The 14,722-nt window shown below is 63.5% G+C and carries 18 protein-coding genes; 10 read left to right on the top strand and 8 right to left on the bottom strand.

Features of this window, described 5'->3' with window-relative positions; genetic code table 11:
• Positions 1–331 precede the first annotated feature (331 nt).
• From AAFN89_RS12070 to AAFN89_RS12055, 4 genes are all read right to left on the bottom strand, one after another.
• Positions 332–598, bottom strand: coding sequence for a Txe/YoeB family addiction module toxin (locus AAFN89_RS12070; RefSeq protein ID WP_347539301.1), 267 nt, complete (start codon positions 596–598; stop codon positions 332–334).
• A gap of 17 nt (positions 599–615) precedes the next feature.
• Positions 616–867 carry a type II toxin-antitoxin system Phd/YefM family antitoxin gene (locus AAFN89_RS12065; protein ID WP_347539300.1) on the bottom strand — a complete coding sequence of 84 codons (252 nt, stop codon included), beginning with the start codon at positions 865–867 and terminating at the stop codon, positions 616–618.
• Positions 868–1,061: 194 nt separating this feature from the next.
• Positions 1,062–1,940, bottom strand: a complete 879-nt coding sequence (locus tag AAFN89_RS12060; protein ID WP_347539299.1) for a macro domain-containing protein — start codon at positions 1,938–1,940, stop codon at positions 1,062–1,064.
• Positions 1,941–1,943: 3 nt separating this feature from the next.
• Positions 1,944–2,444: a TIR domain-containing protein gene (locus AAFN89_RS12055; protein WP_347539298.1), complete on the bottom strand. Its 501-nt coding sequence runs from the start codon at positions 2,442–2,444 to the stop codon at positions 1,944–1,946.
• A 251-nt stretch (positions 2,445–2,695) separates the two neighbouring features.
• Here AAFN89_RS12055 and AAFN89_RS12050 point away from each other — a divergent pair, with 251 nt between their 5' ends.
• From AAFN89_RS12050 to AAFN89_RS12010, 9 genes are all read left to right on the top strand, one after another.
• On the top strand, positions 2,696–3,427 hold the full coding sequence (locus AAFN89_RS12050) for a VWA domain-containing protein (RefSeq protein WP_347539297.1): 732 nt from the start codon (positions 2,696–2,698) through the stop codon (positions 3,425–3,427).
• Between the two features lie 4 nt (positions 3,428–3,431).
• On the top strand, positions 3,432–4,142 hold the full coding sequence (locus AAFN89_RS12045) for a hypothetical protein (protein WP_347539296.1): 711 nt from the start codon (positions 3,432–3,434) through the stop codon (positions 4,140–4,142).
• Between the two features lie 99 nt (positions 4,143–4,241).
• Positions 4,242–5,111 carry a UTP--glucose-1-phosphate uridylyltransferase GalU gene (gene galU, locus AAFN89_RS12040; protein ID WP_347539295.1) on the top strand — a complete coding sequence of 290 codons (870 nt, stop codon included), beginning with the start codon at positions 4,242–4,244 and terminating at the stop codon, positions 5,109–5,111.
• 45 nt (positions 5,112–5,156) lie between these two features.
• Complete coding sequence (locus AAFN89_RS12035; protein ID WP_347539294.1) at positions 5,157–6,515, top strand: UDP-glucose/GDP-mannose dehydrogenase family protein; 1,359 nt, start codon at positions 5,157–5,159, stop codon at positions 6,513–6,515.
• A 4-nt stretch (positions 6,516–6,519) separates the two neighbouring features.
• Positions 6,520–7,920, top strand: a complete 1,401-nt coding sequence (locus AAFN89_RS12030) for a phosphomannomutase/phosphoglucomutase (RefSeq protein WP_347539293.1) — start codon at positions 6,520–6,522, stop codon at positions 7,918–7,920.
• A 9-nt stretch (positions 7,921–7,929) separates the two neighbouring features.
• A complete protein-coding gene (locus AAFN89_RS12025) occupies positions 7,930–8,655 on the top strand; it encodes an isochorismatase family protein (RefSeq protein ID WP_347539292.1) in 726 nt (241 codons plus the stop codon).
• A gap of 251 nt (positions 8,656–8,906) precedes the next feature.
• Positions 8,907–9,242, top strand: coding sequence for a hypothetical protein (locus AAFN89_RS12020; protein ID WP_347539291.1), 336 nt, complete (start codon positions 8,907–8,909; stop codon positions 9,240–9,242).
• A 91-nt stretch (positions 9,243–9,333) separates the two neighbouring features.
• A complete protein-coding gene (locus AAFN89_RS12015) occupies positions 9,334–10,440 on the top strand; it encodes a CsgG/HfaB family protein (protein ID WP_347539290.1) in 1,107 nt (368 codons plus the stop codon).
• Between the two features lie 111 nt (positions 10,441–10,551).
• Entirely contained in the window at positions 10,552–11,631 is a 1,080-nt protein-coding gene (locus AAFN89_RS12010; protein ID WP_347539289.1) for a hypothetical protein, read from the top strand.
• 68 nt (positions 11,632–11,699) lie between these two features.
• Here AAFN89_RS12010 and AAFN89_RS12005 read toward each other — a convergent pair whose 3' ends face one another.
• The 4 genes from AAFN89_RS12005 to AAFN89_RS11990 form a co-directional block, all read right to left on the bottom strand.
• Complete coding sequence (locus AAFN89_RS12005) at positions 11,700–12,029, bottom strand: hypothetical protein (protein ID WP_347539288.1); 330 nt, start codon at positions 12,027–12,029, stop codon at positions 11,700–11,702.
• Positions 12,030–12,180: 151 nt separating this feature from the next.
• Entirely contained in the window at positions 12,181–12,342 is a 162-nt protein-coding gene (locus AAFN89_RS12000) for a hypothetical protein (protein WP_347539287.1), read from the bottom strand.
• A 102-nt stretch (positions 12,343–12,444) separates the two neighbouring features.
• Complete coding sequence (locus AAFN89_RS11995; protein ID WP_347539286.1) at positions 12,445–13,212, bottom strand: ABC transporter permease; 768 nt, start codon at positions 13,210–13,212, stop codon at positions 12,445–12,447.
• A 17-nt stretch (positions 13,213–13,229) separates the two neighbouring features.
• On the bottom strand, positions 13,230–14,159 hold the full coding sequence (locus AAFN89_RS11990) for an ABC transporter ATP-binding protein (RefSeq protein ID WP_347539285.1): 930 nt from the start codon (positions 14,157–14,159) through the stop codon (positions 13,230–13,232).
• A 161-nt stretch (positions 14,160–14,320) separates the two neighbouring features.
• Here AAFN89_RS11990 and AAFN89_RS11985 point away from each other — a divergent pair, with 161 nt between their 5' ends.
• Positions 14,321–14,716 (top strand): DUF805 domain-containing protein, encoded by a 396-nt coding sequence (locus tag AAFN89_RS11985; RefSeq protein ID WP_347539284.1) that lies wholly within the window; start codon positions 14,321–14,323, stop codon positions 14,714–14,716.
• The last annotated feature ends 6 nt before the right edge of the window (positions 14,717–14,722 follow it).

The following is a 14,722-nucleotide window of genomic DNA, read 5'->3' as shown; positions in this document are numbered from 1 at the left end:
CCAGGCGGCGGTCACCAAACCGCCCCAGCGACGTCTCCATCGTCCAATCCTCCAATCCCAATCAAACCCAGAGAATCAGATCATCCAACGCCACTCAACCAAAGATGTGTGAATGCCGTAGCCTGCTTGCGGGAGAGGGAGGGACCCATTCCTAAGGAATGGGAGGGTGAGGGTGGTTGGTTGAGTAAGGACGCCCGAACCAAAAAACGCCCCTCACCCAACCCTCTCCCCCAAGGGGCGAGGGCTAACAATTTCACCCTGTGGATGCTGAATCAGGTTCAGCATGACGGTTTTTGGGATGACCGTACGGAGAAGGGCGGCGACAATCCGGTCAGTAATGGAACTGGCACTGCGCCACCTCCAGCGCCTGCCCGTCGCCCGAGGCGGTGACGCGATAGACGAACCTGTGCTCCCCCGTAATCCGCCGGGACCACCAGCCGCGCAGCGCGCCCTTCAACGGTTCGGGCTTGCCCAGCCCCTTGAACGGCGATCTCTTCGCATCGCGGATAAGCGCGTTCAGCTTGTCCAGCACGTCAGGATCGTTGCGCTGCCAATGGAGGTAATCGGCCCAGGCATCCTCAGACCATACGAGCCTCATGCTCAGCCGCCCGGACGTTAGGCGGTCGGGTCACGCTCGACGCCCCGCCCCGCGTCCAGTTCCCCGATGGAGCGGAGGAGGCGGGCGGCGTTGGCAGGGCTGCGCAGCAGATGGATCGTCTCCTGCATCCCTTCAAATTCCTCCTCCGACATGACGACGACGGAAGCGCCCTTCTGACGGGTCACGACCAGCGGCGTCCGGGAGGCGACCACATCGTCGAAATGAGCGGCGAGACGCTGGCGAAACTCCGTGAACCCGACATGCGGCATGATGTTCTCTCCGTGGAATATGTACGGATATACGTACATATTGGCGGACGGTCAATGAGACGGAAAGAACAGGCGTCCTCTCTCCATCATCCCGTCCCTCGGCCGTCACTGCGGCGGCGTGCCGGATTGCCCGTCCCCGACCTCACCGCCCGCCGGTCGGCGAGGGTGGAGGGGCGGGAAACTTAATGCTGCGGTTATCCGTGCAAGCCTTGAACCAGGTAGTCACGGATTTGGTAGAGATTAACACCAAAATTCTCTGCATCTTCTGGGCGAATGACGATCGACAGCCTGTTGGAAAATATCCGATCCTTTGATCCATCCGCGAATGACTGGGCGATGCGTTCGGACATCTTCTTGCGGGGAAAGCCGGTGCGTCCGCGTCCTGTGCCCATCAGTGGAACCGAGAGGTTCTTGAGTTCGCCATACGTCAGGATGAACTCCCATAGGAACGACAATGCATCTTCCACCTCTCTCAGAGAGGCGCTGGCCGTTCCCTGCGCATTTAGCCGTGACATTGCCACGAAGTAGAACGTGCGTCCGTGCGCCTTAACTCGCGCAACGGTGCCAATTGGATACTCCATTCTCTTGCCAAGAGCATCGGTGCGCGGGGTACCGGTAGTCTTCGTCAAATCGATGTTCAACTGGCGGTCTATCTCATCGGTGTTCGCTTGGAAGAAGCGGGTCGCAACTTGGCCTTGGAGGCTGTCGGTGGCTATAAGTCCATTCGCCATGCTCGTGTCGAATGTGGTGTTAGTGCTGATGATGACGTCGTTCGTGCCGCTAAATATATCGCCGATACGGACCTCGACTACGTAGTCCCTGCCAGGCACCTTGTATGAAACGCGAGTGATCGGACGCCGGGTGATAACCACATAGACGATCGCTAGTACCACCATCGGAACGATCGAATAACCGCTGTATTGATCCTTGGTGTAGATGCCGAAGAAATCTAGCATTTCTATGAAGGCATATAGGACACCCACAACGGTGAATATCTTCGCCAGCGCCTCTCCAGAAAGAAGCGCATATCTCCAGAACGAGAATGTTAGGATAGACTTGAAAAAATATTTCACGAATTATAGTCCGAGCGATTTATAGAACTGATCCTCATAATAAAACCATCCGGTTTCTCCTGCCCTGCGATTCGTTGCATGGCTGGATGGCCAATTGTTCATTGCATGCGTGATAATCTTCTCGTTGAATGGAACGTAGATAGCCAGCGTATCCCTCATGGACGACGGACAGCGATCATCCTGTCCTCGGCTTCCAATTAGATTGATGCCAATGATCGGCAGATCGAGCCGAATCGCCGTTTCTATCTCCCACTTAACGAACTTGGTGAGATAGCGGATTTTTTCGCCAATCAGGACCATGAACAATTTGGAGTTCGCAAAGCGTTCGCGCAGTTGGCGCTTGATGCTTTCCTCTTGGCTGGAGTCTCGCGAAGTATTCAGGTCGTGCGCATTATAGATATCGAAGTTGAACCCTTCATGCGCTGACCAAGCTGTCATCAGCCTATAGTAGTGCATGTCGTTATCGCCATCGAAAGCTATATAAGTCCTGTTTCGATACGCCATTGTGCCCCCGCACGATTCCCCCAGATCACCGTTAGTTATATCGCAGCTAAGCCAAGGGGCAATGAGGGCGTGGAGAAGTTCCTATTCCGCTGGCGAACCGCGCGGGGCTTGAACCTCTTTTCTCGATAGGATTCCCTCGCCAAGAATATTCACTTAGCTGTCTAAAGGTGTCGATCATTCCCAACAGTTGGTATGATTCCTCGGCCGCCATCATATGACTCGCGTAAGGAAACCGCAGCGAAGGCGACCTGATGCCCGACGACAGCAACAAAACCGACCTCCCCGCCGCCTCCGGCAAGGCGGCGGTGGAGGAGTTCCTTGCCAAGGTCGCGGCGGTTCCTTCCGCGAAGCCCGGCGGGCGGCGGGGGCGGCTGATTTTCGCCATGGACGCGACCGCCAGCCGGGAGCCCGCCTGGGACCGCGCCTGCCATATCCAGGCGGAGATGTTCGAGGCGACGCGCGCGCTGGGCGGGCTGGACGTGCAGCTTGTCTTCTATCGCGGCTTCCGCGAATGCAAGGCCAGCCCCTTCGTGTCGGACGCCGATGAATTGCGGCGGCGCATGACCGCCGTCCGCTGCCTCGCCGGCCATACCCAGATCGGCCGGGTGCTGTCCCATGCCGCAAAGGAGCATCGGCGGCAGCGGGTGGACGCGCTGGTCTTCGTCGGCGACGCGTTCGAGGAGGATATCGACAAGGTCGGCCACAGGGCCGGCGAACTCGGCCTCGCCGGTGTGCCGGCCTTCCTGTTCCATGAGGGCGGCGATCCCGTCGCTGGCCGCGCCTTCCAACAGGTGGCGAAGCTGACGGGCGGGGCCTGCTGCCCGTTCGACCTCTCCAGCGCCGATCAGTTGAAGGCGCTGCTCGGCGCCGTCGCGGTCTACGCCGCCGGCGGCCATGCGGCGCTGGAGCGTTATGGCGCGGATCGGGGCGGGGAGGCGCTCCGGCTCACTCGCCAGATGGGCCGGCAAGAGGGCGGGCGCTGAGGCGATGGCGTGGCTGGTCCTCGGAATATGCCTCTTTGTCGGCTTGCTCCTGATCGGACGCTGGTTCGTCAGCGCCGATCCGGCCTCGCTCGCCCGCGGGGTGAAGTGGGGCGCGGCCGGGCTGCTGGTCATGGTCGCGCTCTTCCTCGTGCTGGCCGGCCGGCTGGGGCTGGCGGTGGCCGCCATTTCCTTCGTCCTGCCTCTCGTGATGCGCTGGCGGGCGCTCTCCAACCGCTTCAAGGCCGCGCGCGGGCCGACGCCGAACCAGAAGTCCGGCCTGCGCACCGCGACGCTGGAAATGTCGCTGGACCATGACAGCGGAGAGATGACGGGCATCGTCCATGCGGGCGCGTTCGCGGGCCGCCGGCTGGAGGATCTGTCGATGGAGGACCTGGTCGCGCTGAGGGAGGAATGCGCCGCCCGCGACCCGGAATCCGTGTCCGTCGTGGAGACGTTCCTCGACCGCGCTTTCGGCTCCGCATGGCGCGCCGGAGGTGGAGCCGGGGAGGAAGAGGAGACGGCGGCCTCCCGCCCCGCTACCGGCCCGATGTCGCGGGAGGAGGCGCTGGAGGTGCTGGGTCTCACGGAGGATGCCACCGGCCGGCAGGTGAGGGACGCTCATCGCCGGCTGATGAAGCGTTTCCATCCCGATCAGGGCGGCTCCGATTATCTTGCCGCGAAACTGAATCAGGCCAGGGACGTTCTTCTGGGGTGAACTTGCGCGGTCGCGGGCGGTGTGGCACAAGGCCCCACCGACAGCGCGTCTGCGTGCCTTCATGGATAACGCAACCCAAGGACAGGACGCTCTCCCCTCATGGCACGACCCGTCAAGAAAGCCGTTTTCCCCGTCGCCGGCCTCGGTACGCGCTCGCTTCCGGCCACCAAATCCATCCCCAAGGAGATGCTCACCGTCGTCGACAAGCCGGTGATCCAGTACGCGGTGGAGGAAGCCCGCGAGGCCGGGATCGAGGAGTTCATCTTCGTCACCAGCCGCGGCAAGACGGCGATGGAAGACCATTTCGACCAGCATCCCGAGCTCTACGCGACGCTGGAGCGGCGCGGGAAGGAGAAGGAGCTGGCGGCCTCGAAGGGCGCGGAGCTCGCCGTCAGCCAGCTTACCACCGTCCGCCAGCCGGAACCGCTGGGCCTCGGCCACGCCGTCTGGTGCGCCCGCCACATCGTGGGCGACGAGCCGTTCGCGGTGCTGCTGCCCGACGAAGTGTTCAAGGCCGAACCGTCGCTGCTCGCCCAGATGGTCCAGGCCTACGGGAAGGTCGGCGGCAATCTGATCGCGGTCCGGGAGGTGGAGCCGGCGCTGACCGCCCGCTACGGCATCCTGGACGTCGACAGCGACGACGGGACGCTGGCCTCCGTCAAGGGGCTGGTGGAGAAGCCGAAGCCGGAGGTCGCGCCCTCGAACCTCTCGATCGTCGGCCGCTACATCCTCCAGCCGGAGGTCTTCGCCATCCTCGACCGGAAGGAGACGGGCGCGGGGGATGAGATCCAGCTCACCGACGCCATGGCGAAGCTGATCGGCCGCCAGCCCTTCCACGGTATGCGCTTCTCCGGCGACCGCTATGATTGCGGCGACAAGGCCGGCTTCGTCGCCGCCAACGTCGCCTTCGCGCTGGACCGCGACGACCTCGCCGGCAAGGTGCGCGAGGCCCTGTCGGGTCTTATATAGTCAACATTCCGCCGCCCTGCGCGGCAGCCTCGGGAGGCCCCTCCATTGCGCATCGCCATGATCGGCGCCGGTTATGTCGGACTGGTGTCCGGCGCCTGTTTTTCCGAATTCGGCGTGGAGACCGTCTGCGTCGACAAGGATTCATCGAAGATCGAGCGCCTGAAGCAGGGTGAGATCCCGATCTACGAGCCCGGACTGGCCGCCCTCGTCCAGAAGAACGTGGCGGCCGGCCGGCTCTTCTTCACCACCGATCTGAAGGAGTCGGTGGCCGGCGTCGACGCCGTCTTCATCGCCGTCGGCACGCCCAGCCGGCGCGGCGACGGCCATGCCGATCTCTCCTACGTCTTCTCCGCCGCGGAGGAGATCGCGGCTGCGCTCGACAATTACGCCGTCATCGTCACCAAATCGACCGTGCCCGTCGGCACCGGCCGCAAGGTGAGGGAGATCATCGCCAAGGCCCGCCCGGACCTGGAGTTCGACGTGGCCTCGAACCCGGAATTCCTGCGCGAAGGATCGGCCATCGGCGATTTCATGCGCCCCGACCGCGTCGTGGTGGGAGCGGAGAGCGAGCGGGCGGAAAGCGTCATGCGCGCCCTCTACCGGCCGCTCTATCTGATCGAGACGCCGATCGTCATGACGAACCTGGAGACGGCGGAGCTGGCGAAATACGCCGCCAACTCCTTCCTCGCCATGAAGATCACCTTCATCAACGAGGTCGCGAATTTCTGCGAGAAGGCGGGCGCGGACGTCCATGACGTAGCCCGCGCGATCGGGCTCGACGGCCGCATCGGGGCGAAATTCCTGCATCCCGGCCCCGGCTATGGCGGGTCGTGCTTCCCCAAGGACACGCTCGCCTTCGCCCGGTCGGGCGATCTCTATGGCGCGCGCCAGCGGCTGATCGAAACGGTGATCGACCTGAACGATTCCCGGAAGATGGAGATGGCGGACCGCATAATCGCGGCCTGCGGCGGCTCGGTCGAGGGCAAGGAGATCGCGATCCTGGGCCTGACCTTCAAGCCCAACACCGACGACATGCGCGACAGCCCCAGCCTGACCATCGTCCCGGCCCTCCAGGCGGCCGGAGCCGTCATCCGAGCCCACGATCCCATCGGCATGGAAGAGGCGCGCAAGATGCTGAAGGACGTGACCTATTGCGATGACGCCTACCAGGCCCTCGACGGGGCCGACTGCGTGGCGATCGTCACCGAATGGAACGAATTCCGCGCGCTCAACCTGAAGCGCGTCAAATCCCTGTTGCGCCGTCCGCTGATGGTGGATCTGCGCAACGTCTACGACCCGGCCGAGATGATCGAGGCCGGATTCGACTATCACGGCATCGGCCGCCCCGGACCTCTGCGGACGGACGCCGACAGCCGCACCAAGGCCCTGGCAGAAGGCGATTGACACCATGAGCGACGCCCACATCTTCGACCCGACCCTCCTGCGCGAATACGACATCCGCGGCATCGTCGGAAAGACCCTCCATCCCGCCGACGCCCGCGCCGTCGGCCGCGCCTTCGGCACCATGGTCGTGCGCGACGGCGGCTCCGTCGTCTGCGTCGGCTATGACGGGCGGCTCAGCTCTCCGGAGCTTGAGCAGGCGATGGTCGACGGGCTGGTCTCCACCGGCCTGGCGGTGGAGCGGGTGGGGCTCGGCCCCACGCCGATGCTCTATTTCGCGGTCAAGCACCTGAACGCCGCCGCCGGCGTGCAGATCACCGGCTCGCACAACCCGCCGGACTATAACGGCATCAAGATGACCCTGAACAAGGGCCCGGTCTACGGCGCCCAGATCCAGGAGATCGGGACGATCGCCGCCGAGGGCGCGTTCATCGAGGGCGAGGGCGTGGCCCGCGACTGCCCGATCGCCGACGCCTATGTCGACCGTCTGGTCCAGGATTATCACGGCCCGCGCGACCTGACCGTCGTCTGGGATTCCGGCAACGGCGCGTCCGGCGACATATTGAAGGCCATGACGGCCCGGCTGCCCGGCACGCACCATCTGCTGTTCGAGGATATCGACGGCAATTTCCCCAACCACCATCCGGACCCGACCATCCCGGAAAACCTCGTCCACCTCCAGAAGAAGGTGGCCGAGACGAAGGCCGATCTCGGCATCGCCTTCGACGGCGACGGCGACCGCATCGGCGCGATTGATGAGAAGGGTCGCATCATCTGGGGCGACCAGCTTATCGCGATCTACTCTCAGGAAGTGCTGAAGGAGCATCCCGGCGCGACCATCATCGCCGACGTGAAGGCCAGCCAGACCCTTTATGACGAGATCGCCCGGCTGGGCGGTAAGCCGCTGATGTGGAAGACCGGCCATTCGCTCCTCAAGGCCAAGATGGCGGAGGTCGGTTCCCCGCTGGCCGGCGAGATGTCGGGCCACATCTTCTTCAACGACAAATATTACGGCTTCGACGACGCGCTCTATTGCGGAATCCGTCTGATCAACCTCGTCTCCCGGATGGGGGAGCCGCTGTCGGCCATGCGCGACCGACTGCCGGAGGTCCTGAACACGCCGGAGGTCCGCTTTCAGGTCGACGAGACGCGGAAATTCGCCGTGGTGGACGAGATCAAGGACCGCCTCGCCAAGACTGACGCGCGCGTCAACGACATCGACGGCGTCCGGGTGCAGACCGACGATGGCTGGTGGCTGCTCCGCGCGTCGAACACCCAGGACGTTCTGGTCGCCCGCGCGGAAAGCCAGACGGAGGAGGGGCTGGAGCGGCTGAAGGCCCACATCGTCGCCCAGCTCGAAGCCAGCGGCATCCCCACCCCCAGCTTCACCTCCGCCGGAGGCCATTAGGAGGCTGCCATGACGGACGAAAGCCTGCTTCCGGCCTTCCAGGACCGCCTTCCGATCGCTTTCCAGCCCTTCGAGGCCGGGGTCCGCAAGGTCGGCCTCGTCATCGTCGACGAGGTCAACGGCTTCGCCACCGTCGGCGCGGGCAATCTCGCCCCGCCGGCGCCGAACGCCCAGGTGTCCGGCATGGTGGCGGAGACGGTGCGCCTCGCCCGCGCCTTCGACGAAGCCGGCCGCCCGATCCTCGCCTTCCTGGACACCCACGAATCCGGCAAGCCAGAGCCCCCTTACCCGCCCCATTGCGTGCGCGGGACGGGTGAGGAGGAGTTGGTGCCGGACCTGCTGTGGCTGGAGAAGGCGGCAACCGCGACCCTCATCCGCAAGGACTGCATCAACGGCTTCGTCGGCGCGATCGGGCCTGACGGGCGGAACGGCGTCGTGGAATGGGTGAACGCGCACGACCTCCAGGCGCTGCTGGTGGTGGGCATCTGCACCGACATCTGCGTCATGGATTTCGTGCTGACGCTGCTGTCGGCCCGGAACCACGGCATGATGCCGACGCTTTCCGACATCGCCGTCCATGAACCCGGCTGCTCGACCTACGACATGCCGCTGGAGACCGCCTCCTCCCTCGGCCTCCCCCCGACCGCCGCCCACCCCCAGATGCTGACCCACCATATGGGCCTCTACTTCATGGCCTCCCGCGGCGCGGTGCTGGTCGACCGAGTGACGATCTAGGAACGGTCTCGATGCCGTATGGATGCTGGATCAAGTCCACCATGACCTTGTTTTTGTTGGTCATTCCGGACTTGATCCGGAATCCATAGGCCCTCTCCACGATGCCGGCGTGGGAGAGCAAGCAGGATTTCATCCACCTACCTGCGACTCAAAAATATCCCAAATTAATAAAATTTTAATTAAATTCGCGATTCTATTTCGGTACAAATAGCCACCTTAAGGTTTATTAATAATTCTTAAGGGGGCGTCCGATGTCGAAGTTTATTGCAATTTCCGCCGTCGGCCTCCTCGCCGCCGCCCTGTCAAGCGCGCCCGCGCTTGCCGACTTCGACAGTTCCGAGCCGATCAATTTCCGGAGCGCGGCCGAAAGGTCGGCCATGATCCAGGCCGAGAACATGCGCATCCAGGCCGAGAACATTTATTTCCAGCAGCAGATGCTGATCAACAGCCTGCAGCGGGGCCAGATCCTGAACAACCTGATCATCATCAATCAGGGCGGAAACGGCTCCATCGACCTTGATGCCGTCCAGACCTCCAGCGGCAATTCCACGATCGACAACGACATCACCGGCGGCATCGGCTTTTAGGGCTTCCCTCCGAAGGCGCTTTCCCCGGCGACGCATGTCCTGTCTCAGGTAGGGCCTGGTTTCACGATCGAGCCATGATGGCGAGGTATCCATGAAATCCCCGATTTTCGCTGTATTCGCTTCGGCCCTGCTTCTGTCGGCCTGCGCGGTCCCGGTCGTCGGCGACGATCCGGTAGAGGTCCTTCAGGGGCCGGTCCCGACGCTGACGGAGACGCCGGCCTCCAGGGCGCTCACCTGTCTGCGATCGGTCGCCCGCCCGGACGACCTCGATATCCGGCTCGCCGTCGGCGAGATTCCCGACAGGACGGGACGGTTCGATTATGAGGAGGTCGGTTCGTTCGCGACGCAGGGCGCGACCTACATGATGATCAGCGCGCTCGCGCAAAGCGGCGTCAGGCAGGTCAACAGGTCGACGGTCGGCATCGCCGAGTGGGAGCTTGAGCAGTCCATCAACCAGCGGCTCGGCGAAGGCCGTCCGGTCAGGGTCGGGGACCAGCTTCTCACCTATCGTCCCGTCCCGCGCGGCGCGTTCACCGGCTCCACGCACTACATCACCGGCGCGATCACCGAACTCGACTTCAACGTCTATCAGCGCGCCAACGAGGTGACGATCGGCGGCATCGGCGGCGGCGCGCGAGCCTTCGTCGCGCAGATGGCGCTCGACCTCGCGGTCACCGACACCAGGACGACGGAGATCGTCCTCTCGAAATCCTATAAGAAGCAGGTCGTGGGGTACGAGATACGGGCCGACGTCTTCCGCATCTTCGATATCGGAAGCGGCATCGGACAGATCGAAGGGGAAGAACTTCTCGACGTCAATTTCTCCACCCAGCCCAACGAACCTCTCCAGGGCTCCATGCGCTGGGTGATCGAAAGCGCCGCCTACGACATCGCGACGGAACTCCTCGGCGTCGGGGCGACCTGCGACACCTACCTCAACGATGCCGAGCGGGAACGCCGCGCGGCCCGGCGCGCCGCGACTATCCCGCCAAAGCCGGCGCCGACGCCGACTGCCATCGTCGCTCCGTCGACCGATACGCTGGACACCAACAGCCCGGATCAGGAACCGGTCAACGGAACCCTGGCCGCCCCGCAGGCAGCACCGCTCGATTGCCGTTTCATCGCGGGCCGGCAGGTCTGCGCCAACTTCCCGGACAGCGCGCCGGACCCTAGCGAAAGGTCCGTCCCGCCCAACTGAACGAAGAAATTCCGGGGGCTGGCAGGCCCCCGGAAAGGAGAGCGGCCGGACTCATCCATCCGACGCTCATAACGAAGGTCATTCTGACCAACGCAGCAAGGAGACAGAATCATGAATCGCCTGTTCCTGTCCACCGCATCGGCGGCGGTCCTCCTCGCCGGAGCCGCCCATGCCGAAACCACGGTCGATGTCGGCCAGGTGTTCCTCAACGTCCAGGACGCAACCAACAGCATCGACGTGGTCCACAACAACCACGGCGTCGCCCAGGATGCGACCAATCTCGGCAACGGCCTGATCGACGAGCGCGCGGGCAACGCGGCCAACTATGACGACGTGAACCAGATCGCCATCGGCGCGCAGAACGCCGCCAACGACGTGTCCTCCTACTACGGCATGTGGACCGATCTCGAACAGAACGCGACCAACGTCACCAACCTGGTCAACGTCCAGGACGTCAACGAGCTGGTGCAGATCACCGCCGCCGTGCAGAACGCCGACAACTTCGCCGATTACGGCCAGGCCGTGACGGATGTCGGCCAGTCCGCCAGCAACATCGCCAACCTCGCGGAGGTCGACGACGCGAAGAATCACGGTGACTTCATCCTGCAGCTCTCGCTGACCGGCCAGGACGCCTCCAACCACCTGAACTTCCATGGCAATCCCCCGCCCACCCATCCTGCAAGCGGAGCGTCCAACGTCGAGGGGCTGACGCAGGAGGCGACCAACGTCGCCAACCTGTTGAACGCCGACGATGTGCGCAATGTCATCCAGGGAGCCTTGCTCGCCCAGAAGGCGACCAACACCGCGGAGTTCGGCATCGGCCTTACCGATGGCGAGCAGACCGCGACCAATGTCGGCAATCTGATCAACGCCGATGAGATCACGAACGTGGCCATCCAGGGCGCCATCGGTGAGCAGACGGCGGTCAACCGCGCCGTGACCAACGCTTCCGGCAATCATCACGCCGGTTCGATCAACGGTCTCGACCAGTCCGCCTCCAACCTGGCGAACGTGATCACGGCCCAGGACGGGCTGACCGGTTCCGCGGGCTTCATCCCCGAAGCGGTTCAGGTCTCCGCCGTCTCCCAGACGGCGCGCAACGTGATCGACGGCAATGGCGGCACGGGCAACCTGACCCAGGGCGCGACCAACGTGTCGAACCTGGTCTCGATCACCGTCGACGTGGAGTAACATCCTCGCTCGTCGGCGATCTTGAAGCGCCCGGTCCTTTACCCCAGGGCCGGGCGTATTCTTTTGGCTCAGTAGCCGATGCCGCCGCCGATCCGGTTGTCGATCGAAGATCTCCCGGCGGCCGATTGGATCGCCGAAATCCCGATCGAACCATTACCCGGCTGGCTGGCGGACAGCGTATTGTTCGCGATGAAGCCCCGCTGAAGCAACTGGATCCGCACGGTCCGGCTGAACCGGGCGGAGGGGGCCTCGAAACCGCCGAACACCGCCTCGAACCGGCTCGTCACGGCTGCCATCGACCGGGCCATCCCGGCAAACGGATCGGTGATCGTCTCGTCGGCCTGGGCCGCCGTGCCGAAGGAAGCCAGCAGGACGCCCGCCAGAAGAAGCCGGTTCATGGATATGTTCTCCTCCGATAGAGCCCGACTATCACCGGAGAACCATTAAGCAACGCTTAGGAACGAGAACCTTCCCTTTTGTTGATCATTCCGGACTTGATCCGGAATCCATAGGCCCTTGCCGCTTCATTGACACCGCATGGATGCTGGATCAAGTCCAGCATGACATTGTTTTATTGGTCATTCCGGACTTGATCCGGAATCCATAGGTCATCACCGCTTCATTGACGCCGAAGACCGGCATCGTTCCGGCTGCCTTCGACGCCGCATGGATGCGGATCAAGTCCAGCATGGCTTTGTTTTTATTGGTCATCCCGGACTTGATCCGGAATCCATCGGCCCTTGCCGCCTCACGAGCGGCGGGGGAGCGGGCGGCATTTCTCCGACCCACCACCACCCCATCCTTCCCCGGCCCTCAACTCTTCAGCCGATACCCCGTCCTGAAGATCCAGTGCAGCACGGCCATGCAGGCGGCCAGGAAGACCAGCGTCATGCCCAGGCTGATGCCGACCGCCACGTCGGCGGTGCCGTAGAAGCTCCAGCGGAAGCCGCTGATCAGGTAGACCACCGGGTTGAACAGCGTCACCGTCCGCCAGAAGGGCGGCAGCATGTCGATCGAATAGAAGCTGCCGCCCAGGAAGGTCAGCGGCGTCACGATCAGGAGCGGCACGATCTGCAGCTTCTCGAACCCGTCCGCCCAGATGCCGATGATGAAGCCGAACAGGCTGAAGGTGACGGCCGTCAGCGCCAGGAACAGCAGCATGAAGGCCGGGTGGGCGATCTCCAGCGGCACGAACAGGGCCGATGTCGCCAGGATGATGAGGCCGAGGATGATCGACTTGCTGGCCGCCGCGCCGACATAGGCCGTCACCGCCTCGACATAGGAGACGGGGGCCGACAGCAGTTCATAGATCGTGCCGGTGAATTTCGGGAAATAGATGCCGAACGAGGCGTTGGCGATGCTCTGCGTCAAAAGCGACAGCATGATCAGCCCCGGCACGATGAAGGCGCCGTAGCTGATCCCGTCCACCTCCTCGATCCGCGACCCGATCGCCGCCCCGAAGACGACGAAATAGAGGGTGGTGGAGATGACCGGCGACACGACGCTCTGGAACAGGGTCCGCCATGCGCGCGCCATCTCGAACAGGTAGATCGCCCGCACCGCCCGGAAATTGACCCGCATCGTTCCCGTCCTTGCGCTCATTGCCGCCGCTCGCTGACCAGGCTGACGAATATCTGCTCAAGCGAACTCTGGCTGGTCTGGAGGTCGCGGAACCTGATCCCGGCATCGCTCAGATCGGTCAGGAGCGCCGTGATGCCGGTCCGCTCCCCTTGGGTGTCGTAGGTGTAGACAAGCTCCGTCCCCTCGGCCGCCAGCTCCAGCCGGTGCCGGGCCAGCGCCTGCGGGATCGCCTCGATCGGGCTTTGAAGCTGGAGCGTGAGCCGCTTGCGGCCCAGCTTGGCCATCAGCTCCGCCTTCTCCTCCACCAGGATCAACTCGCCCTTGCTGATGACGCCGACCCGGTCGGCCATCTCCTCGGCCTCCTCGATATAATGCGTCGTCAGGATGATGGTGACGCCTGTCGCCCTCAGCGACCGCACCAGCTCCCACATGTCGCGCCGAAGCTCCACGTCGACGCCGGCCGTCGGCTCGTCCAGGAACAGGATCCGCGGCTCGTGGGACAGCGCCTTGGCGATCATCAGCCGCCGCTTCATGCCGCCCGACAGCGTCATGACCTTGGCGTTCCGCTTGTCCCACAGGGACAGGTCGCGCAGCACCTTCTCCACATGGGCGTGGTCCTTCGGCTTGCCGAACAGGCCCCGGCTCAGATTGACCGTCGCCCACACCGTCTCGAACGCGTCGGTGGTCAGTTCCTGCGGCACCAGCCCGATCTCCGACCGCGCGGCGCGATAGTCGCGGACGATGTCGTGCCCGTCGGCCGTGACCGTTCCCGTACTGGCCTTGACCAGGCCGCAGACGATGCTGATCAGCGTCGTCTTCCCGGCTCCGTTCGGGCCCAGCAGGGCGAATATCTCCCCCCGCCTGATCTCCAGGTCGATGTCCTTCAGCGCCTGGAATCCGGACGCGTAGGTTTTCGAGACGTTCGATATCGAAATGATGGGCTGCATGGGCGGTTGATTGCGGCCTTTTATTGCGGGGCGTCGCAGAAGCCGAGGGAAGGATCGGCCGTGATTACTGACGAGAAAGCACGATCGGTATGATCGCGTGACGATTGTACTTGAATGCGCTAATATAGCCCGTCGCAACCGCAATCGGGGGGAGGAAACTCATGGGATTCGGTGACGCAATCAAGTCCGGCTTTTCCGGCTACGTCAAGTTCGGCGGCCGGTCTTCACGGTCGGAATACTGGTACTGGGTGTTGTTCATCCTTCTGGTACAGCTTGTCCTGGGGGTGATCGAATCCGCAGTGCTTCCGATCACATCCAGGGGCATTCTCGTCGGCATCTTCGGGCTCATTGTCCTGCTGCCCAACATCGCGGTGAGCGTGCGCCGGCTCCACGACATCGACAAGTCCGGCTGGTGGCTGCTGATCGGCCTGATCCCGATCCTCGGCGTCATCGTCCTCATCGTCTTCTTCTGCCTGAAGGGCACGGACGGCGACAACCGCTTCGGCCCCGACCCGCTGGCCAGCCGGCCCGCTCAACCCGCCGGCGTCGTGGCCTGAGGGGAA

Source organism: Inquilinus sp. CAU 1745 (assembly GCF_039839375.1).
Taxonomy (GTDB): domain Bacteria; phylum Pseudomonadota; class Alphaproteobacteria; order DSM-16000; family Inquilinaceae; genus JBDOQU01.
Note: the sequence above shows the minus strand (reverse complement) of the source record. Positions and strands in the feature narration are given on the sequence as shown.

Bases quoted from the DNA above. Each gene is read 5' to 3' on its own strand.
- AAFN89_RS12000 (WP_347539287.1), bottom strand. From the start codon at position 12,342: ATGACCAATAAAAACAAAGCCATGCTGGACTTGATCCGCATCCATGCG.
- AAFN89_RS12015 (WP_347539290.1), top strand. From the start codon at position 9,334: ATGAAATCCCCGATTTTCGCTGTATTCGCTTCGGCCCTGCTTCTGTCG.
- AAFN89_RS12030 (WP_347539293.1), top strand. From the start codon at position 6,520: ATGAGCGACGCCCACATCTTCGACCCGACCCTCCTGCGCGAATACGAC.
- AAFN89_RS12010 (WP_347539289.1), top strand. From the start codon at position 10,552: ATGAATCGCCTGTTCCTGTCCACCGCATCGGCGGCGGTCCTCCTCGCC.
- AAFN89_RS12050 (WP_347539297.1), top strand. From the start codon at position 2,696: ATGCCCGACGACAGCAACAAAACCGACCTCCCCGCCGCCTCCGGCAAG.
- AAFN89_RS12065 (WP_347539300.1), bottom strand. From the start codon at position 867: ATGCCGCATGTCGGGTTCACGGAGTTTCGCCAGCGTCTCGCCGCTCAT.
- AAFN89_RS12055 (WP_347539298.1), bottom strand. From the start codon at position 2,444: ATGGCGTATCGAAACAGGACTTATATAGCTTTCGATGGCGATAACGAC.
- AAFN89_RS12025 (WP_347539292.1), top strand. From the start codon at position 7,930: ATGACGGACGAAAGCCTGCTTCCGGCCTTCCAGGACCGCCTTCCGATC.
- AAFN89_RS12020 (WP_347539291.1), top strand. From the start codon at position 8,907: ATGTCGAAGTTTATTGCAATTTCCGCCGTCGGCCTCCTCGCCGCCGCC.
- galU (WP_347539295.1), top strand. From the start codon at position 4,242: ATGGCACGACCCGTCAAGAAAGCCGTTTTCCCCGTCGCCGGCCTCGGT.
- AAFN89_RS12070 (WP_347539301.1), bottom strand. From the start codon at position 598: ATGAGGCTCGTATGGTCTGAGGATGCCTGGGCCGATTACCTCCATTGG.
- AAFN89_RS11990 (WP_347539285.1), bottom strand. From the start codon at position 14,159: ATGCAGCCCATCATTTCGATATCGAACGTCTCGAAAACCTACGCGTCC.
- AAFN89_RS12045 (WP_347539296.1), top strand. From the start codon at position 3,432: ATGGCGTGGCTGGTCCTCGGAATATGCCTCTTTGTCGGCTTGCTCCTG.
- AAFN89_RS11985 (WP_347539284.1), top strand. From the start codon at position 14,321: ATGGGATTCGGTGACGCAATCAAGTCCGGCTTTTCCGGCTACGTCAAG.
- AAFN89_RS11995 (WP_347539286.1), bottom strand. From the start codon at position 13,212: ATGCGGGTCAATTTCCGGGCGGTGCGGGCGATCTACCTGTTCGAGATG.
- AAFN89_RS12005 (WP_347539288.1), bottom strand. From the start codon at position 12,029: ATGAACCGGCTTCTTCTGGCGGGCGTCCTGCTGGCTTCCTTCGGCACG.